The sequence below is a fragment of the Neorhizobium lilium genome (assembly GCF_004053875.1).
Taxonomy (GTDB): Bacteria; Pseudomonadota; Alphaproteobacteria; order Rhizobiales; family Rhizobiaceae; genus Neorhizobium; species Neorhizobium lilii.
Genome location: NZ_SBIP01000006.1, coordinates 214,963 through 233,210 on the forward strand (window position 1 = coordinate 214,963; position 18,248 = coordinate 233,210).

Consider the following 18,248-nt stretch of genomic DNA (forward strand, 5'->3'; position numbering starts at 1 on the left):
GGCAATCACGAAGGCGGCTTTCAAAAAACTGCAATACTAAATTGACACTTCTGCAAAAGACACTTTGTCTCTCATCCAGGATGCCCGTGAATGCTAGACGTTGCACCCCTAGGCCTAAAAGTCCGTTATTTTGAGTTTACCCCGGATGTGTCGACGAGGTTCAACGCCATCTTGGCGGGGGCGGGGTTTAATGGATCCATTGCAATGCTAAGCGTTGAGGAGATATCTGCCTTTTTCCGCGCCAACACACCGCCGCTTCTGGCAGAAGCGCTCTTTGAGCTGAAAAATTCGGAACCCGACACCTTGGTCATTGTGGGCGGGATTGCTGAATTGCCGTGGAGTGAGCAACGCTCCGACCTAGTCGCCGCCGACTACGCACGGACACTTCAAGAGCGCGATGCTTTTCTGGCGTTTCGCAGCCACTGGCTTGTCACGGGCCTATTTGACTTAATTGGCCTCCGGCTCATGAAAACGAATGTGCTTGTGCGGCCCAGACCGGATGGCAAGATCTCTGGGCCCGATGCGCACAGGGACATGAATCCAATTTCCGCGCTCACCACGGTCTGCAATTATGCGCCAGCGGAAACTCAGTTCGTCGACATGCCCGCCTGCCTGCGCTCCCTGGCAGCAGATTTCAAACAGCGCTTTGTATTCGAGCCTGGCGCTCACGGGGGTTACCCGATCACGCTTTCGGAATTCGAGGTGAGACTAAACGAGTTACGCTTTCTCGGGGATGGACGCGTGCATGCTCTAGTCCCATGCCAGAGCAACAGAAACGAGGATTTGGCACAATACGAGGCTGCGCTCTCGGAATTTTCAGTCGGCCTAACGATCGAACCCGGCACGATCGTCATGTGGAACACACTTTATCATCGCGCGATGCCGGCCGAGACCGCGGTTGCTCCAATCTTTGGTCGGTTTTCCCGCGTCGCACTGTTCTGGGGTGGCCGGTGACCGAAACCGCGTGTCAACCTGATCAGCGGCTGGATCGATTCGTGCAATCTATTTTCAGCAGCTGGGGAAGGCTGCGACCCGCCGGTCTTTTGCATCAATTCGTCGGCCAAAGCTATGGTGACAGGCTTTTCCTGCACGATCTTTGCCACTGCATCTCTGCATTAGGGTTCAGCCGACGTGATGAGGAACTGACCGCAGTTCTCCAAAGCACGTTGAGCCGCGACCTGACAATCAGCTATCGCACGAACAGGTTTCCCGACGCAGTCAAACGCGACCTGCCAATACTTTCGCAATTCGACGATACATACTTGCGCGAGGTCGAAAGGTTTATGCTCCACTACTATCGGAAAAGTGGCCATCCAGACCACTTTCCTGCCTACAACAACCAGCGTTCCAGTTCGTCAGACATAGCGCGCGTCTACAGGCTCGCTGAACGGGTGGATCATTTCTGCCATCGGGATTTCGGGTTGTGGTTTTATCAGGTCCCTGCAGAACGCCTAAAAAAACTCGAGGCGAGAAGCTTTGTGAGCATCATTTCCGAAGCGTGGGGCGTCCAACAGTACAAAATTGACAGACTGTTCGGCAATGTGGTGGTCAACGAGATCTTGTCCTTGCTTGGCCAAGAGGATCAGAGCACGGTGCCACGCTAAACGTTTTGTTGAGGGTACAAGCAGTATTTGGCTAAAAGCCGAGTGACCGAGCACCCTCGGCTTCAGCGGTCGCCGGTGGTGTGAATTGTTGTTAAGTCATCCCATTGACAACGAGCGCACCAGGCGCTGAACACCAAAGGCTGAGCAAACTCACCTCGCTTCAGCGCCAGAACCTTTTGGCATCGAGAACGTCGTCCAGCGCGTCCTGAGCCGTTCGGATCAGTTTCGCCTTATCGGCATGAACGATCAGGTTATCCGCCCCTGCGTGACCGCGCAAACCATGCCCCTCCAGGACATCGGGCCCGGTGGCCAAATCATTGAGGGCACCGAGCTCGTCCTGCAGCGCCTCCATCGCAACAACGAAACGCTTGTACCGCCGCATGCCTCGTTTGTCAGGGAACAGAGAGCGGAAGAATTCCGCAGCATAGCGAAGTTTTTTAGCATCCTTGCGAGCCTCATGACGATGCTCATCGTCTACGCCAGACAGATCTTGGCCATGCTTCTTGAGTTTCTTGCGCGCTTTGCCGAGCGCCTCGGCGGCGAATTGCCCGGCTGGACGCTCGCGCGCATCTGTCGTTGCTCCGTTGCTCAAATAGTCGCCACAGTGGAGCCACCGGTTAAAATCGAGCATGAGTGCCCGTGCCCGAGAGCTGTCGAGTGCCTCGATCACATGGTCATAGGCGGTGGCTCTTTTTTCGGTGAGGCTGTCGCGCAGCTCACCTGCCTTGGCTTTCGGCAGAAGCACGTCGAGATTTCGCGCTTCCCCGAGAACGCCAGCCAGCCATCGAAAATCGGCTGACAATCTTTTCGCCTCATCGTCCAGCAGCATCGGCTTGAACAGGGTGATAGCCGAGCGCAGACGTCGGAGTGCGACACGGGCCTGATGCAGCGAGTCCTCGTTTTTCCTGCTGCGCAAAATCGTCTCATTTAGACGAAACTGTCGGAAGCACGAGGAGGCAATCGTCTGGAATGCTTGGCAGGCACTGGCCCTACGATCCAACTCGATCGGCTCAGCTTTAACGACGCCGCGCTCGGCCTCCAGCAGACGAAACCCTCTCTCGGCCTTCGACAGCACTCCGAACCGGACCGGTACGATGCCTTCGATCTTTCGGGCCAGGGAGAACAGATCCTCCGGTTTCCCGTCCTTAAGTTCCAACTCCAGCTCGAGGATCGGGGCTTCGCGGTCGACAGATCGTACCGATCCCCGGTCGAGTGCGACCTCAATGTTCGAGCCGTTCTCGGTGACGTTCCAGATCCGCCGCTCATTGACGACGTCGAACTTGGGCCGGACATCATTTGCCTGGTCGCCGAACTCGTTGATCAGGGGGCTTGTATGGTCGATCACCGGTCTATCACCGGTGACAGGGATTTCCCATTCGCTACGCGCAAAGATCGATGCGGTCGGACCTGTCGCCTTTACGGTCTGCGTCCTGGCAGCGCCGACCTTGCGGATCCGGAGCGTGAAGCCTTCCGCAAAAAATGCATTGTCACTGGTGTCGAAATAGTTTGAGGTCTGTTGGACCGTTTCATCGGGATCGCCTAGTAGGTTCGATGACACAAGACGCTCGAAACCGGCAGCATCAATTTCTAGTTTCAGTTCCACTTCAGCCAATGCCACGCTCCTTCGTGTAATGCTTGCTGTTGAACGCCCGTCAGGTCGGTATAGTTCATCTTCCTGTAATCGTTATGACTGTAGCAAGGCCTGCAAAAACCTCAGACGGATATATGAGATGAGACGCCCCACCAGACAAAACAGCCATGACACGGACGGCCTAATCATTGAACAGGCTGGCGCTCTTTGTCTTCGTGTATCGCCCAAGGGCGCGCAGGAAATCCTTCTTGTCGGAAGCCGGCGCAGTGGACGATGGGGCTTGCCGAAAGGTCATATCGAGCCTGGAGAAACGTCCTATGAAGCTGCGGCGCGGGAGGCCTTTGAAGAGGCAGGTATCCGAGGTGAAATATCCGATACGATCGCGGGATCATTCGCCTATTCGAAAGAGAGCAGCCCGAACCCCTACCGGGTGATTGTCCATCGGCTTGCCGTGAGCTCGATCGGTGACGCCTATCCCGAGCAAGGGCTTAGAGCAAGGCAGTGGTTCACCCACTCGGATGCCGCGAATGCTGTCGGCCACGAAGGTCTGCGTGATCTGCTGCAAAACCTGGACTGACCTAGATCCAGTGTTTTGCCGAAAGCGGTAGCATATACCCACCGAGCTGGCGTCGCCCGGTGGGCGCCCGGCCAGCCGGTTCACTCAATGGCGAGACCGATACTGGCCTTATCGTCCAGCAGCCTTATGGTCACGAGCTGCGCATGCGGTGCCGCATGACCTCACACGGAGAAACCCGAGCAATTCGCCATCTTTTCTCCCAGCGGGTAGAGAAATGGTCGGCAAGCGCTTCGCTGCGGTAAGACCCAGTGCTAAATGGTGAATGTATTTTTGAATTCTCTTTAGATCACGACCGCCGCCGAGTGCGACACTGACCATTGAAACGGAGGTGTAGCCCAAAGCACACCGGCGTTCGGACTTTTATTTGATTATGACAGTTTCTCAGCGTTTAAATGACTGAATCGCATCAAACGCATCCTCGGTTTCCGAGGGACGGCATTCGGAAAGATCATGCAGACAGTGTTGGATTTCCTGGACGATCCCTATCGGGTCGAAACAGATGCGTTCGTGTTGCACCGGCAAGGCAATCGAATCGTTCTTGACCGCACCGTGTTTTATCCAGGCATTGGTATATCACCGGCAGACACCGGCAAAATCATACTCGACGACGGGCGGGTGTTAACGGTTAACCGTGGCGCGTGGCATGACACTATGCCTGGAGTGCTTGAGCATTTCTGCGACACGGTTCCCGATGATCTTCTGCCGGGCGCGAAGGTCGTTGCCCGAATTGACTGGTCCTCGAGATTTTCCGCGATGCGTGTTCATACGGCGTTGCATCTTGTTTCGGTTGGGTTTCCTTACCCGATGATTGATGGCGAGTTGCTCGCCGGATGGGGAAGCGCAACGTTCGAGGCGGACAAGACCGGCATTGACGCGCGGGATCTGGAAAACTTGGTGGAAACGCTTGTCCGTCGACGTCTGGCGATTGAAGCTATCTGGACAGCCCAATCGCTTCGGGATCCTCGGACGAGAGTTCGCTCATTTATTTGGCCTAAGTCGCAGGGGTGCATACGAGCGATCAGGATTGCCGATGTCGATCTTCAACCCTGTGACGGGCTGCATTTACGAAACACTGAGGAGGTCGGGCTAATTAAGGTCGTTGATTTCTTGCGATTGAGCGCCGGGCTTTATCGCTGCGATATCCGTGTTGTCGAGGACCATCCAGCACAGGGCTAGGGGATTCTGACACTCGCTGAGGCGGTCCTGGGTCAACGTCTTCTCACACAACGATGTGGAGTCGGGCCTTTCGTGCCCGTGGGGGGCACCCGTTTATGATATCACAGCGACGCTGTAGCCGCTCCCCTAGGATCGACGATGCCTGTTCCCGCATCCCAGTCATCAAAGAATTCATCAGGTTGACGGTTTCCTCAATGACTTGGTAGCCCAGCGCCGGCTCGAGAAATTCGCCGATTCGGAAGTCACGAGTTTGCTCAATTACTTCCCAATGATAGCGCATCAAATCATGATTGCCGGAAAGCGAACCTATGCGTTCGTCTAAGCGCTCCTGAAAGGTCGTCACTTCCGATACGAGAGCGGCAACGTCGTTGTTGAATAGCTCGAAGCCCCAGTCTCTGACAACAGTTGGGGGACACAGTCCAAAAAGGGTAAATTCAGCGATGCTCTTTTCGATCGCAAAGCGCTGAAACGCGTACTCTATCTCGAAACCGTTCTGCAACCGTCGCGATTGCTCGATCGAGCGGCATACGGAAGAAGGAAAGCTCAAGGGCATGTTCTCTCCGCTGTTTTCCACCGCGGTCGATGCAGGTCAATATCGGCCGCTTAATACCACGCCTCTGTCAATTTCTGTATTGTCGAATATGCTAATTCAACAATTTCATCCAGTTTACGCTCGCATTTGCCGAGTAAACATTACCCTCCCTCACAAGGTCATGAAGGATGTCCATCTTGGCTCTGAATTGACGGTCGAGATTTTCGACCGCGCCCTTGACGTCCTTCTTCTGCAGGCATTCCACAAGCTCGCACATATCAGCTGAAATCTCGTCGAAGCGCTCGGCTCGTTGCAGGTCCAGGTGACGGACGAAAGCGGTTCGAGCATTGAAGGTATGCACGACCTGAAGATATTTCCTGTTTGCGGCGGCCCTTGCAACGCTCTCGAAGAGCCTTTCTATAAACTCTTTGAAAGCTAAAGCAGGCTGTAGTTGCGCTTGCGTCCCAGAGGCAGGAACAGGCGGCTTCGGAAGGGCGAGGCGAGAAGTTGGAAACGAAGCAACATCGCTGGCAATTATATGCTTGAGGATTGTCAAGGCGAGGTCGTAGTCCTCGGAGACATCTCCCACATTCAAGGGCTTTGAAAAAAACCCACTTCCCGGAACGTTGAGGATGATCTCTTCGATAGAGAGATGGATCAGCGCCTCCCGAACCGGCGTCCTACTCACGTTCAAATAACGGCAGAGCACGCCGGCATCGAGTTTTGTATGCGGAGGTACTCTTTGGGCTACGAGAAGGTTCTTTAACCTGCTATACGCCTGCATGGCCTTAAATCGGTCCGGCCCGCCCCTATCGTCTATATTGTCGTCATGGTGCGTGAACATAAGTTCCCTCTCGTTCGCGCGTAGCACCTAGCCACCGCACCGCCAATAGACCTGCACTCAGTTCCCGACGCTTAGGCCAGAGTCTTATATATTTGCTAAGGCAGCACCTGAAAGTCACCGCTGCGCCGCCAAGAACGGTATCTGCACCATAATACGCACAGCGTAGGTTGCATAGTCACATTTCTGTCGTCTACCGCGTGACCGGTTGAAAAACTACTCGCGGTTGAAGCTCTTGCCTCCTGATCGCTCGCATTACGGCCTAGTCTGCGCCACTACCAGATAGGACAAGATGAGATCAAGTCGGTTTAAACGCGAAGCAAGGTTGCTGTTAAGGGCATCAATGACCATAGGCTCAGACCCTGCGCGCAAGGCCGCCACGATATCAGCAGTTTGAACGATGGCCTCAGATGCTGTTTTTGTAGACGTCAGTTCGAATTCCCGAAAGCAGCGCGAGCGTTCATTGAAGGTCCAGATTTCGCGCAGCATGCGATTGTTTTTCGCAAGCATCGTAATCCGGTCGTGTAAATGCTCCTGAAAAACTACGACCTCTAACGGACTGTATGCGACTTGCGACATGTCACTTGTTGTTTTCGCGTCCCGCAGCACCGCAGGCACGCGAAGTCCTGCAAAGGTAAATGATCCAATGTCACGCCAAACCGCGTGTTTCATGATGGTGTAGCCGAAGTCAAATTGCTCTCGAAGTGCGTTCAAGTCGTCAATCGAGGAACAATCCTGCGGTAATTCCATGCGCGGTCCCTTTACAGAAGAAATCCAGTGGAACATAGAACCACTGATTTCCGGGGAGATATCTTGCATAAGCATTATTCTCCTGTCCTGATATGGTGCAACCCTAATTCGGAGCGAGTGTCTTTCGACGTTTACGCTTGGAATGCTCTATCACGCCATTGGTAGACCTATTGCCGGAGCCACCGGTTGTGGCCTTGATACGGCACCATGATCGCCAGCTCGCTATCGCTTTGTCTTTTCTGCCCAGAAACTGGCCCACTGCCCGCAACATTCTGATATATTCCTAATATACTCGGATATATTCCGTCTTTATTTACGTCAAATAACGCGTTGATTGCACAATTTTATCCTGTTAGTCGCAGCGTGTGTTTCCGCATACTATAAATATATTATGATATATTTTAGTTATATTCGAGAATACTCTTACTTTGCCTCCAATTTTCATCGAACCTGAGTTTTATGAAGAATGAATGACAGCGGACGGGTCGGCATCTTTTTTCCAACCCATGACTGAGCCCCCGCCGACTACAGGGTCAATTTAGTCACACTGAAGAGCCCCGGGACCGGATGACCTGCCCGGCGAAAGCTCTGTGATCTGGGGGTTCCGATGAATAAGCATGTGAGCTTTAATTCCGATGCAAGCGCCAGAAGTCTTCGCTCCATCGATACGTCAGTAGCGCTCTTCGGTGGGACGCCAGTAATCGCACCCGGTCGTGTCACGCTTTGGCCCGCCGCAAAGCGGAAGCATCTCAAGGCGCTCGCCAGCGTGGTCGAAAGCGGCAAGTATCATCGAGTTAACCATCCCTTGGTGACCGAATTAGAGGGAAGGCTGGCGGAATGGTCGGGAGGCCTATCTGTCCGAGCAGTGGGAAGCGGGACGGCCGCCGTTCATGTGGCGCTGGATTACTACAAGGACCGCGGCCACCACATCGTGACCTCTGCGCTAAACTGGCCGGGTGCCGTTGGCCCAATCTCCATAAGCGGCCTTGAGCCAATTTTTGTCGATGTCGAACCGCGCTTGGCTGGAATGGATGATAAGTCAGCGTCAGGGCTTCTTGAACCTGATGTCGCGGGAGTGCTGATAACACATCTTTTCGGCAACAACATTCTAGCTCCGAACCTGCGCGCTGCAGCCAGAGCGAAAGGTGTCGCGTTGGTCGATGACGTATGCCAATCGATCGGAGCCGTCAGAGGCATCGTTGGTGGGTCACATTTAGATACCGATGTACTCGCTCTCTCTGGAAATGGAGCAAAGCACCTGGGAGCGGGCGAACTCGGGTTTGTTCTTACCAGGGATCCAAACCTCATCGATCATGTGGATGAAGTCTCGCTAACGAGCTCTTCTCGCAACGGGGCACGGATTTTCTCTCCAAACTCGAAGGGCTACAATTACCGTCCCAACGTGTTCTCTGCGTCGATCGCCAATTATCGTTTGAAGCATCTGGATCAGCAACTGGAAAAGCGTAGGAACAACGCATTCCTGCTATGGCGAGAGATTGGCCAGCTTCCAGGCTTGGCACCTCTGTTCGACCCTTCGGATCGTCATCAGTCGATGCTGAACTTTCCGCTGCGTATCGAACCGGAGCAGCTCGGATTTCCGTCCGGTCCAGTTGCTAGAGACTTCATCATCAAACTGCTGCAGGCTGAAGGTGTTCCAGTCTGGGTATGGCTCACCAAACCAGTCTTTGAGTATTTACCTGACGTCCGAGGAAAATGGTCGAAGGCGGATTTCCCTAACGCCATGAGGCTACTCGACACAATGTTCTATGTGTCAGAGATCGCGCCGCCGAACGATGCGGAGATCATGAAGCTTTATGCGGCCGCTTTTCACAAGATTTGGGCGGCGCTGCCAAACCTCATCTCGAAGATTCCGGATGGCGTCGCCGCAGCATAAACTGAAGAGGGTTTGGAAATGCAGGACGATTTAAGAGGCTTTCCCTCCTATGGCTTCTCTGTTGTCGTAAAATTCGGCGGAAGCCTGATGCGCGACCCTATCATATGCAAAGCAGCGCTCGCCGAGATTGAGCGCTTGACGGACCAAGGCCACCGCATCTTGATTGTTCCTGGCGGAGGCATCCCCGACAAAGCAATCGAAGCAATCGATGCATCTCACCCGCTCGAGTCCTTTACGGCGCATCATGCGTGCGCGCTAGCGCAGGATCAAACCGGATACCTACTGGCCGACCGAGCATTTTCGTCAAAGCTGGTCGCGTCTTCCGCCCTCGGCGAGTGCAGAGCTCTGGCGAAGGATGGCAAGGTTCCCGTGCTGCTCCCGTCTCGGGTGCTGTTTACGATCGACCCAGTTGAATGGAGCTGGGACATCACTTCCGATGCCGTTGCGGCCTGGATTGCATGGATCACGTCCACGCCTTGTCTCGCGATTCTGACCGATGTTGACGGGGTCTACCGCGAGGCAGCAACGAACGATCCAGCCGCCCTGATAGAACAGATTGATGCTCACGACCTGGCAAAGCTCGGCCACACTTCAATCGACGCCTGCGCGGCGAATTTCATGGCCAAGCGCGGCGTGCCTGGTGTCGTAATCAATGGTGCCCATCCACAAAGGTTGGCCGCCTGGCTCGAAAGAAAACGCGTTACGGCAACGACCATCACTGTTGGCAATAGCAACAAAGTCCCTATCCAAATAGTGGCATCGGGAGCCGCGTGATGTCCAGCGACGGCTTGACGGTTTACGGCCCCGAAGTCGGAATGTCTGGCCTCAGCGCTTCCCTCGACGACTTCATTAGAAGGGAAACAGGTTTGGAGATCGCGAGGCGATTTTTCTCGATTCACAGCCGCGCTTCGATCGCCTCTTTCTATTCCCTCACGGGATCCACAGGTGGAAAGCATTGGCGGCTGGTTTTGGACCTGTTCGACATGCGCCCGGCTTGTGCCACCATCTGGAGCGGCCCAAACGCGTTGGAGCGATTGCAGAAACTGAAAGGAAATACCCAGCCTGCGCGCGCTCCACGCGACACTGTCCGAGGCCGCTTCTTCTGCGACAATCCGGTGACCAATCTCATCCACGTTAGCGATGACAAGGAAATAATGGAAGCTGAGCTGAAAATCCTACGACAACAGATGGCTGGAGACGTGGACACGGGATGGTTGGCGGCCGCCTCCGGTCGCATTTCGCATTCATCATTTCGTGTCCTGCTTGATGTACTCGGTGACGATCGGAGCGCGAGCGCGTCGGATGGCGAGAAAGACGGCGACGCTCTAGAGCACGCTCGCTTCTGTTATCGCCGCGCGTATCTTCTTGCAAAAAAGACGGACACGCCCGCAATCCAGGATTACTTCCGAGGTGAAGCTGGGGGGCTCGAAGCGCTCTTGAGGCGGGGGCCGGTCCTCTCAGCCTGGGACCGGCTGATACTCGAGGCCGGGCTGTTTTCGATGCCGCTTTGGAGCGCCCTATTGGATTCCGATTCACCACCGGAGGCCGCGCAATGATTTCGGAATTGATGCATTGGGCCTTCGCCTCACTTCGTTCCAACAGATCGCAGGAAAGTTGGGTGGCTGGCAGCAGCGTGCTAGCCGCATTCATCGATCGGATCCCAAATGATATCGACATCCATCATGTCAGCACGGCGGCTTTCGCAGAAGCCGTGATCAAGGACACTGAAGTACTGTTGGCGGCCGGGTACTCTGTCATTTTCAATCAAGAGAGTGAGACAGAGCGAGAGAGGGTTTTTGCCAATGCGGACGTGTCTTTGACGATAAACTGGGTTCTCGAGCCGAAGCGGCCTGTCGCTGTTATCAATGATCCATTGCTGGGAGTGCGAGCAAGCTATGCGGACGTTATCGACCGCAAGATGGAAATGTATGCGGAAGATCATCAGGCCAAGCACAAGGACGATCTGATCTCTCTTTTCCACAAATCGGCACTTCTGCAGCCGGAAATTGAACCGATCCAGTTTGCGACAGAACTTTCCGGCATCGGGATCGTCTTGGGTATGCAGGGAGTTGGTTTTGAGCTCTTTCAAACGCTCGTTGAAGAGCTTACCGGATACGACCGCCTTCCGACTGACCTCCTGACTGAAAACCTTACTCTTCTACAGAATGAAGCAGCAAGCGTGGGGGATCTCGGGACCTTGGCCGTGGCCTACCGCATTTTCAAGGAAGATAAACGAGCCTCAAACCCCGACGATACTTTCCTCAACTGGGTTGAAGGAACCTCACTTTTCATCACTGCCTGCCAGATTGTCTACCTGTTTTATACCGGTGCTATTCGTGTCGGCAGTCGCTGGAAGCGGTGTGGTTGGCGCCAACACGAGACAGCGTTGGTTTGGCGTACGATTGGAACCCATGCGCCAATGACGCGTGGCACAGGCACATACGGTGATTGGGCACAACAGTCCTCCACCAGTCCTGTGTCAGAATTCGCAGCACGAGGCAAGATATGACCGCTTTCGCATACGACGTTGCGATCATCGGCTCGGGCTTCGCCGGCACGCTGGTTGCCAGCAAGCTGGCGGCGAAGGGACTATCTGTTGCGATTATCGAAGCAGGCAGTTCCTTCGAAGATTCGCGTGGGGTGAGGCAGAAGCTTCGTGAAGCTTTCGCCACATCCGATGAGGAGGAGGTTTTTGCCCCCTATGAGCAACAGCTTGCGGCTGGGGAACAGGGATGGAAAACGAAGCCGTACTCAAGCATTCGTCATCCACAGCGCAGCCAATTCGAGGGCGATTACCTACGAATTGTGGGGGGGACGGGACTGGCCTGGCTAGGAACGGCGCTGCGCATGTCACCAAACGACTTCCGTATGCGTTCGGCTTTCGGTCGGGGACGAGACTGGCCAATTTCCTATGATGACATGGAGCCGTGGTATTGTCTGGCAGAAGAACATATCGGCGTAGCTGGCGAACCGGATGCTGATGCGAGCCTCGGGGCCTATAGGAGCAGGCCGTTTCCAATGCCGCCGATCGCGCAAAGTTATTCAGACCGATATGTTGCTGGCCAAATTGGCCATCTTAGCTTTGAAGGTAAGGCTGTTCGAGTCGTCAGCACCCCCCAAGCCCGTAACTCGGTGGAAGGTTACAACGGCCGCTCGCAGTGCGAAGGATACGCATCTTGCGTGCCGCTGTGCCCGGTCGGCGCAAAATATGATCCGCTTATCCATCTGCGACAGGCCTTACTCTCTGGAGCTGATTTATTTGAGAACGCGACGGTCACGGAGCTCGAAACAGCTGCGCACGGCCGTGTCACCTCCGCAATTTTTAAGATGCCGGACGGTTCTGTCGAAGCCGTGCAAGCGAGAATTTTCGTTCTCGCAGCCAATGGCATAGAAACGCCGAAGCTCCTTCTTCAGTCAAACAAAAGGTACCCCGGCGGCATTGCAAATGAGAGCGGCAATGTTGGTAGCCATCTCATGGATCACCCGCAGAAATACTCATGCGCCCTGCTTCGCGAGCCAGTCTTTCCTTATCGTGGTCCGCAGTCGACGTCAGGGATAGAGGTGCTCCGAGACGGAGGCTTTCGCCGAAATAGGGCGGCGTTCCGCACCGCATTTCGAAACGACGGGTGGCGGATCGCGAACGGCGCTCCACTCGGCAAAACCGGAAAATTTCTTGAAGGAACGTTGCTGGATCTCGTTGGACGCCGGCATCTGAGTGGCGGGGCGCTTCGTTCCGCTCTTGCGGACATGGTTCCTCGCCAATTCGCCCTTCAAAGTGTCCTTGAGGTTCTGCCCGCCAAAGAGAACCGCGTTTCTTTGTCCCCCGTGCTGAAAGACGAATGGGGCTCGCCTCGCGCTGAAATCAACTTCAGGATTGGCCAATATGAGCAGGATGGTATCGCCGCGGCGACTCGACTGCATAAGGCGATATTTGACGCGCTTGGCTGCAGCCAGGATGAGACCTTCCTCCACATGCAGGACGCGCATCTGGAGCCCGATCCAGCGGGGAGCCATATAATGGGAACGACCGTCATGGGATCGGAATCCGGGGATTCGGTCGTCGATCCTAACTGCCGCGCACATGGCCACCCAAACCTCTTCATCGTCGGAAGCTCTGTTTTCCCGACAGGATCAACAGCCAATCCTACACTCACGATCTGCGCACTGGCGCTCCGGGCAGCAGCTTTCATCGAAGATATCATGCAAGCCGGCGAGTTGAATGAATTCGTCGGCCGAGGCTCCGGGACAGCAGTGTCGCTACAGGCCGGAAATTGAGAGCTTGCCCTTGTGGTCGAATTCCGAGGTGCCCAATGTCCAACGCAAATTATATAGGTCAGCGAACCTTGACCGGAATAACATTGATGATGGCGGCTCAAGTATTTTTTATCGGAACCGACACGTCGGCCAAGTGGTTGACAGTCATCGGCACGCCGGTCCTTCAGATCGTTTTCGTACGATATTTAGTCCATTTTCTTGCATCTGTGATCTACTATATGCCTGCGCGCGGATTTTCGATATTCGCCACAGCATATCCGGGGAAACAGTTTCTACGTTCAAGCTGCCTGCTGTGCGCGACGATCGCTAATGTCGTCGCATTGAAATTCCTTCCTATCACAGTCACGACAACGGTCTCCTTCGCAGGCCCTATACTGGTGACGGTATTGGCTGTCCCGCTTCTCAAGGAACATGTCGATGTCGCGAGGATCCTTGCAGTTTGCTTAGGTTTTCTTGGCGTTCTCATAGTTTTCCAGCCTTGGGGAGGAGACTTCCATCCGGCTCTGCTTCTGAGCTTATGCGTGATGGCCTGCGGCTCCCTGTATTACATCCTCACCCGAATGCTATCCGGCGTCGACGGCATGGCCGCGATGCAATGTTGGTCCAGCGCGCTTGGCGTGGTGCTTCTGCTTCCGCTCGCGGCCACTTTCTCAGCGTGGCCAGCTACTCTCTACGAATGGGTCATCCTTGTCCTGGTTGGCATCTTCGGAGCCATCGCCCACACCCTCGTCGCTGCCGCTCACCGTTTCACTGAGGCGTCGGTCCTCGCCCCCATCGTCTACACCCAGATCGTGTTTGCGACGCTGTCAAGCATCCTGATCTTCGGCACCTGGCCTAGCGCTGCGACATCAATAGGGGGTGGTTTTATCGTTTTGTCCGGTGCGTGGGTCCTGCAACAGGCAAGGCATCGACGGGCACGGCCGCCTAAGATTCGAGTGAGTGAGCCTACGTAACGCAGGCCAACGCGCATGGGTCAGATGAACCCGCTGAAATACAAGCGCGCACCAAAGGAGGATGGCGTCATGAAAATAAGCGACTGCACTTTACGGGATTACGTCGGTTCGGCATTCATCAACACTGCGGCCCTGGATTGCTCAATGCTCGCGGACCTATTGGATCAACTCGATTTAGACGAGCTTGAAATAGGAGACCCATTTTCCTACGAGTCCGATGCGTTACTCTTGAGCCGGTTGAAACTTCGCGCTCCGATAGCGACATTCTACGGACCGAAGAACCTTTCAACGATCCGGGCCGATTTGGAGAAAATCAAGGCTCTGGGGGTGGACGGCGTCGTTGTATCGATCCCGGCGTCCGATAAGTTTGCGCAAATCAAACTTCCGTCAGCGGCCTGGCAGTATCGTTTCGACCTGATTTCAACAACATTGGAACTCGCCGCCGAGGTCGGATTATACGTCGTCGCAACTGGCGAGGATTCGCCGTCTGCGGATATCAATTATCTGCGGGAATATCTTGCCATAGTGCATTCAGGCGGAGCACAAAAGTTTCGATACGCGGAGTCCGTCTCCCGCAGTTTGCCAGTACAGACTTTCTCCCGCATCAAAGGGCTTCTTGAGGCCGTTCCCGGCGCTCAGATTGAAATGCATTGTCACGACATGTTCGGGTTGGCGTTGGCTAACGGCATAGCCGGAGCCGAAGCGGGGGCGACATGGATTTCAGGGACGTTCTTGGGAGTCGGGGAACGAGGTGGAAACATCAACACCCTCGACGCTCTCGCCGTCGCGAAATTTTTGTTCGGAGATAGTGATAGGGATCTGTCCAATATCTCCGCCATCTCCGAGAAGGTGGCAAGCGACCTCGGGATCACCTTTCCCTCCTTCCAACGGGTCATTGGGCGGCACAGCTTTTCATTCGAGCAACTTGGGCCATTGAACAATCAATCTGCCTATCTTCCCTTCGACCCCGGCGATGTCGGACAGAATGTGTCCGTCGTTCTCAGCGGCAAGCATAGTCTTGGGACACTCGCGTATATCGCATCCCAAGCAGGCCTCCAGCATGATGAACTCGCGCTCCAAGCCGCCGACGTCAGTTTAAGGCAAACGCTGTCCGACACAGGAAAAGTGGTTGATCAGGAGACGGCAGAAGCTGTGATCAGAGCGATGCTGGATGAGCCAAAGCGCTCGAACCACATATCTCAGTTAAAAGCAGTTTGAGCTCGCTGAGGTCTGAAATGACAAGGTCCGGGCCAAACATTCTCAACTCCCCCTGCATTTGGGGAGAATGATGTTTACCTCCCACGAACGCGCAACTGCGCATGTGGGCGCGTCGGGCCGCTTCAAGCCCGACGCTGCTATCTTCGATAACCAGGCATTCATCCGGCTCAACGCCCATTACTTCTGCTGCGAGAAGAAAAACCGAAGGGTCTGGCTTCCGCAAACCGACGTCGTCCGATGAAAAAAATCGCGGCCCGACCAGGCGCAGAAGCCCAGCCGATCTCATTCGGTGGATCAGATCGGGGCGAGAGGCGTTCGATGCGATGCAATAGGGAATCGGAAGACCTTCCAGCGCGTCTACCGCGCCCCGGGTCGGAACCACCCCACTGGATATGGCGGCTCGCCAATCGATGCGAACATCCTCTATAAAGCCCTCTGGCAGCCGGCTGCGTATAAGCGCCTCTAAAAGAGGCTGATCCTGTTCCTTGGCCGCTCCTGACAATGCCGACGAGACGGCATGCGCTGCGACATCGAACCCAAGAAGGGTAAGTTTAGCCGAAATGATTTCGGCCACAAGGATTTCCGTTTCGGCAAGCGTTCCATCAAAGTCAAAAATGACAAGTTTTGGAGGGCAAGAGCCGACCAGGCTACGCGACGGCATAAAGTTCATTTTTCGGATCTCCGGGACGGATTGCCTGATAGCTTTCAAGCCCATGATGGGAGTGCACGATGACATTCTCGTCACCAAGGAAAATCACATCGTAGGACGGTGCCGCCGCAACAAGGGTTGATCGTCCGTATTGCTGGAAGTCGAGGGCGATGTGGTGGGCCGTACCACGGTTTGCGGTGAACGGAACGCCGCCAAAGCTTCCGGCCGCGGTGAGGTGCCGGTGGCCGAAAAGCATGTGCCGGACCGTCTTGTGCTTGGCGATGACACGCAAAAAACCCTCTGGATCCCTCATATCGTCTTCCGGGCCGAAAAAGGGGGCGTGGAAGTTGCTGGGTGTGTGGTGCATGGCGATGACAACCGGAACATCGACCGATCTGACAAGCTGCTCGTCCAGCCATTCCAACCGACCGCCATCAAGTGCGCCGCAATCACTGTCCTCATCATTTGTGTCGAGAAGAATGATCCGCCAACCCTTCAGGTCGATGACCTCTTGGGCGAAGCCGTATCCGCCGAAGACATTACGGTACGCACTGCGGTTGTCATGGTTTCCCAGCGTCAAATGGACCGGAAGTGCGACATCGGTGAGCATCCTCTGCAGGAGCTTGTAGGCTTCTGGGTCTCCTGTGTCGGTCAGATCTCCGGTAATGAGAATAGCAGCACTATCCGGGTGCTCCGAGCTTATGTGAGCCAGCGCGTCGCGCAACCGATGTGCAGGATCCAATCCGAACAAGGTTTTGCCCGGCGCGACAAGGTGAGGATCAGTCAGTTGGATGATCTTTTGCATGAATACGTTCCTTTTCGGCCCAGCTCAAGGAAGCCGGGCCTCATCAGCGAGGTGCAGGATTTAGTTCTGAAGGAGGGAATTCGTCGCATCGACAAGCCGCTTCAGGCCATCTTCCGGTGTGATGCTCCCACGTTGAAGTTGATCGAACACCTGGCGCTGAGCAGCCCAGATTTCCTTGCTGTTGCCGCGAGGATAGCTATACCAGGGACGGGCAAAGCCAACCTGCTTGAACGCGGTGGCATAAGTCGAATTCTGGGCGTAGAATTCTTTTAGCGTATCGCCGGCTTTGAGGTTGGTCGGCATATAGCCTGTCGACCTGGCGACGAAGGCCTGCGACTCCGGACCTGTGACGAATTTGACGTACTTCCACGCGGCGTCCCGATGTTTTTGGTCTTTTGCTGTAATTGCAACTGCATTTCCGCCCGTCGGCAAACCGCCGGTTTTGGCGGCAATCGGGAAGGTTGCGGTTCTCATCTCGAAACGGCCGCCGACCGTTTTGGTGAAGTTTGCGACGCTTGACGGCGACGTCACGAAGAACCCGAGTTTTCCAGCAAAGAACTGCTGTTGGTATGCACTTGCCTTCGCCGCGACATTCATTTTGGTGTCATTCGCGATCCGCTGCAGCAACTTCATGGCATCAAGGCCGATTTGGTTGTCGAAACCGACAGTTCTCCCGTCTGCGCTGACCATTTCGCCACCGAGGCTGAGGACGGTTGCCTGCCAGTCCCAGTCGGATTCGATTGCTCCGACCGAGAAGTCCATCCCGCTTATTCCGTTGCCCAATGCACCGATGTCCTGCGCGAGCTTAATCAGTCCATCCCAATCCTTGGGAAAGGCATCAGGATCGTGTCCTGCCTGTTTGACCAAGTCTGCATTGAAGTAAACAATCGGGGTCGAGGCATTGAAGGGGATAGCATATTGCGTGCCATCGACCTGTCCGAGCGCAAGAAGCGCCTGCCCGAAATTCTCGGAGATCCAGTCTGAACCTTCCGCTTCTATGAAAGGCGTCAAAGGGACTGTCTGCTTCCGCTTGGACAGCGTTTCGACCATAGCGTTCAACTCGCTGTAGCCCGAAAAATAGACGTCTGGAAGATCGCCAGTCAGCGCACCCCGAGCGATTGCCAATGTTGCTTCCGTGTAGTCGGGTGGCGACAACCGAAACTTGATCTTAATATCCGGATTCGCTGCCATGAATGACTGGGCAAGAGGCTCGTGGAAGCTTTTCGACTCCGGCCATGGATACATCACATCAAGCGTAACGTCTTCGGCCATTGCGGAAAGTGGTGAGCCTAAGCTGGTGCAGCCCAAAGCTATGGCAATGAGTGCCGCCTTTGGCAGGTTTGATACGATTGGCATTTCTGATCACTCCGTTGATTGAATTTT

At 54.9% G+C, this 18,248-nt stretch carries 18 protein-coding genes; 11 read left to right on the forward strand and 7 right to left on the reverse strand.

Translation table 11 applies throughout. The annotated features are described in order from the left end of the window. The first annotated feature begins 90 nt into the window (after nucleotides 1-90). Both EPK99_RS23325 and EPK99_RS23330 read left to right on the forward strand, forming a co-directional pair. Entirely contained in the window at nucleotides 91-954 is an 864-nt protein-coding gene (locus EPK99_RS23325; RefSeq protein WP_128445490.1) for a hypothetical protein, read from the forward strand. Continuing rightward, nucleotides 951-1,604, forward strand: a complete 654-nt coding sequence (locus tag EPK99_RS23330) for a hypothetical protein (RefSeq protein ID WP_128445491.1) — start codon at nucleotides 951-953, stop codon at nucleotides 1,602-1,604. The genes EPK99_RS23325 and EPK99_RS23330 overlap by 4 nt, the downstream gene beginning before the upstream one ends. 160 nt (nucleotides 1,605-1,764) lie before the next feature. Here EPK99_RS23330 and EPK99_RS23335 read toward each other — a convergent pair whose 3' ends face one another. Continuing rightward, nucleotides 1,765-3,222 carry a CYTH and CHAD domain-containing protein gene (locus EPK99_RS23335; RefSeq protein ID WP_425374236.1) on the reverse strand — a complete coding sequence of 486 codons (1,458 nt, stop codon included), beginning with the start codon at nucleotides 3,220-3,222 and terminating at the stop codon, nucleotides 1,765-1,767. Nucleotides 3,223-3,334: 112 nt separating this feature from the next. Between EPK99_RS23335 and EPK99_RS23340 the strand changes: the two genes are divergently transcribed. Both EPK99_RS23340 and EPK99_RS23345 read left to right on the forward strand, forming a co-directional pair. Continuing rightward, nucleotides 3,335-3,772: an NUDIX hydrolase gene (locus tag EPK99_RS23340; protein ID WP_128445493.1), complete on the forward strand. Its 438-nt coding sequence runs from the start codon at nucleotides 3,335-3,337 to the stop codon at nucleotides 3,770-3,772. Between the two features lie 450 nt (nucleotides 3,773-4,222). After that, complete coding sequence (locus EPK99_RS23345) at nucleotides 4,223-4,948, forward strand: alanyl-tRNA editing protein (protein ID WP_128445494.1); 726 nt, start codon at nucleotides 4,223-4,225, stop codon at nucleotides 4,946-4,948. Between the two features lie 43 nt (nucleotides 4,949-4,991). Here EPK99_RS23345 and EPK99_RS23350 read toward each other — a convergent pair whose 3' ends face one another. The 3 genes from EPK99_RS23350 to EPK99_RS23360 form a co-directional block, all read right to left on the reverse strand. Beyond that, complete coding sequence (locus tag EPK99_RS23350) at nucleotides 4,992-5,501, reverse strand: hypothetical protein (protein ID WP_128445495.1); 510 nt, start codon at nucleotides 5,499-5,501, stop codon at nucleotides 4,992-4,994. Nucleotides 5,502-5,592: 91 nt separating this feature from the next. Further along, on the reverse strand, nucleotides 5,593-6,324 hold the full coding sequence (locus tag EPK99_RS23355; protein WP_128445496.1) for a GntR family transcriptional regulator: 732 nt from the start codon (nucleotides 6,322-6,324) through the stop codon (nucleotides 5,593-5,595). Nucleotides 6,325-6,576: 252 nt separating this feature from the next. After that, entirely contained in the window at nucleotides 6,577-7,140 is a 564-nt protein-coding gene (locus tag EPK99_RS23360; protein ID WP_128445497.1) for a hypothetical protein, read from the reverse strand. 538 nt (nucleotides 7,141-7,678) lie between these two features. Here EPK99_RS23360 and EPK99_RS23365 point away from each other — a divergent pair. The 7 genes from EPK99_RS23365 to EPK99_RS23395 are packed head-to-tail and all read left to right on the forward strand — an operon-like array spanning nucleotide 7,679 to nucleotide 15,411. After that, on the forward strand, nucleotides 7,679-8,965 hold the full coding sequence (locus EPK99_RS23365) for a DegT/DnrJ/EryC1/StrS family aminotransferase (protein ID WP_128445498.1): 1,287 nt from the start codon (nucleotides 7,679-7,681) through the stop codon (nucleotides 8,963-8,965). Nucleotides 8,966-8,983: 18 nt separating this feature from the next. Further along, the gene (locus EPK99_RS23370) at nucleotides 8,984-9,739 is read left to right on the forward strand and encodes an amino acid kinase family protein (RefSeq protein WP_128445499.1); all 756 of its coding nucleotides are present in this window, start codon (nucleotides 8,984-8,986) and stop codon (nucleotides 9,737-9,739) included. After that, nucleotides 9,739-10,521, forward strand: coding sequence for a nucleoside-diphosphate kinase (locus EPK99_RS23375; RefSeq protein WP_128445500.1), 783 nt, complete (start codon nucleotides 9,739-9,741; stop codon nucleotides 10,519-10,521). The genes EPK99_RS23370 and EPK99_RS23375 overlap by 1 nt, the downstream gene beginning before the upstream one ends. Further along, the gene (locus EPK99_RS23380; protein ID WP_128445501.1) at nucleotides 10,518-11,474 is read left to right on the forward strand and encodes a hypothetical protein; all 957 of its coding nucleotides are present in this window, start codon (nucleotides 10,518-10,520) and stop codon (nucleotides 11,472-11,474) included. Before EPK99_RS23375 ends, EPK99_RS23380 begins: the two co-directional genes overlap by 4 nt. Then, nucleotides 11,471-13,240: a GMC family oxidoreductase gene (locus tag EPK99_RS23385; RefSeq protein WP_128445562.1), complete on the forward strand. Its 1,770-nt coding sequence runs from the start codon at nucleotides 11,471-11,473 to the stop codon at nucleotides 13,238-13,240. Before EPK99_RS23380 ends, EPK99_RS23385 begins: the two co-directional genes overlap by 4 nt. 35 nt (nucleotides 13,241-13,275) lie before the next feature. Then, a complete protein-coding gene (locus tag EPK99_RS23390; RefSeq protein WP_128445502.1) occupies nucleotides 13,276-14,193 on the forward strand; it encodes a DMT family transporter in 918 nt (305 codons plus the stop codon). A 15-nt stretch (nucleotides 14,194-14,208) separates the two neighbouring features. After that, nucleotides 14,209-15,411: a hypothetical protein gene (locus EPK99_RS23395; protein WP_128445503.1), complete on the forward strand. Its 1,203-nt coding sequence runs from the start codon at nucleotides 14,209-14,211 to the stop codon at nucleotides 15,409-15,411. Here EPK99_RS23395 and EPK99_RS23400 read toward each other — a convergent pair. Genes EPK99_RS23400 through EPK99_RS23410 form a run of 3 tightly spaced genes read right to left on the reverse strand, consistent with a single transcriptional unit; the run spans nucleotide 15,350 to nucleotide 18,221 of the window. Further along, entirely contained in the window at nucleotides 15,350-16,081 is a 732-nt protein-coding gene (locus tag EPK99_RS23400) for an HAD family hydrolase (RefSeq protein ID WP_164901869.1), read from the reverse strand. The genes EPK99_RS23395 and EPK99_RS23400 overlap by 62 nt on opposite strands. Continuing rightward, on the reverse strand, nucleotides 16,059-16,865 hold the full coding sequence (locus tag EPK99_RS23405; protein WP_128445505.1) for a phosphodiesterase: 807 nt from the start codon (nucleotides 16,863-16,865) through the stop codon (nucleotides 16,059-16,061). The genes EPK99_RS23400 and EPK99_RS23405 overlap by 23 nt, the downstream gene beginning before the upstream one ends. 60 nt (nucleotides 16,866-16,925) lie before the next feature. Then, a complete protein-coding gene (locus EPK99_RS23410) occupies nucleotides 16,926-18,221 on the reverse strand; it encodes an ABC transporter substrate-binding protein (RefSeq protein WP_128445506.1) in 1,296 nt (431 codons plus the stop codon). Between the last annotated feature and the right edge of the window lie 27 nt (nucleotides 18,222-18,248).

What these genes read in the sequence shown, in the direction of transcription:
- EPK99_RS23350 (WP_128445495.1), bottom strand. Translation starts at nt 5,501, where the DNA reads ATGCCCTTGAGCTTTCCTTCTTCCGTATGCCGCTCGATCGAGCAATCG.
- EPK99_RS23340 (WP_128445493.1), top strand. Translation starts at nt 3,335, where the DNA reads ATGAGACGCCCCACCAGACAAAACAGCCATGACACGGACGGCCTAATC.
- EPK99_RS23385 (WP_128445562.1), top strand. Translation starts at nt 11,471, where the DNA reads ATGACCGCTTTCGCATACGACGTTGCGATCATCGGCTCGGGCTTCGCC.
- EPK99_RS23375 (WP_128445500.1), top strand. Translation starts at nt 9,739, where the DNA reads ATGTCCAGCGACGGCTTGACGGTTTACGGCCCCGAAGTCGGAATGTCT.
- EPK99_RS23395 (WP_128445503.1), top strand. Translation starts at nt 14,209, where the DNA reads ATGGGTCAGATGAACCCGCTGAAATACAAGCGCGCACCAAAGGAGGAT.
- EPK99_RS23410 (WP_128445506.1), bottom strand. Translation starts at nt 18,221, where the DNA reads ATGCCAATCGTATCAAACCTGCCAAAGGCGGCACTCATTGCCATAGCT.
- EPK99_RS23355 (WP_128445496.1), bottom strand. Translation starts at nt 6,324, where the DNA reads ATGTTCACGCACCATGACGACAATATAGACGATAGGGGCGGGCCGGAC.
- EPK99_RS23400 (WP_164901869.1), bottom strand. Translation starts at nt 16,081, where the DNA reads ATGAACTTTATGCCGTCGCGTAGCCTGGTCGGCTCTTGCCCTCCAAAA.
- EPK99_RS23380 (WP_128445501.1), top strand. Translation starts at nt 10,518, where the DNA reads ATGATTTCGGAATTGATGCATTGGGCCTTCGCCTCACTTCGTTCCAAC.
- EPK99_RS23405 (WP_128445505.1), bottom strand. Translation starts at nt 16,865, where the DNA reads ATGCAAAAGATCATCCAACTGACTGATCCTCACCTTGTCGCGCCGGGC.
- EPK99_RS23370 (WP_128445499.1), top strand. Translation starts at nt 8,984, where the DNA reads ATGCAGGACGATTTAAGAGGCTTTCCCTCCTATGGCTTCTCTGTTGTC.
- EPK99_RS23390 (WP_128445502.1), top strand. Translation starts at nt 13,276, where the DNA reads ATGTCCAACGCAAATTATATAGGTCAGCGAACCTTGACCGGAATAACA.
- EPK99_RS23360 (WP_128445497.1), bottom strand. Translation starts at nt 7,140, where the DNA reads ATGCAAGATATCTCCCCGGAAATCAGTGGTTCTATGTTCCACTGGATT.
- EPK99_RS23345 (WP_128445494.1), top strand. Translation starts at nt 4,223, where the DNA reads ATGCAGACAGTGTTGGATTTCCTGGACGATCCCTATCGGGTCGAAACA.
- EPK99_RS23325 (WP_128445490.1), top strand. Translation starts at nt 91, where the DNA reads ATGCTAGACGTTGCACCCCTAGGCCTAAAAGTCCGTTATTTTGAGTTT.
- EPK99_RS23365 (WP_128445498.1), top strand. Translation starts at nt 7,679, where the DNA reads ATGAATAAGCATGTGAGCTTTAATTCCGATGCAAGCGCCAGAAGTCTT.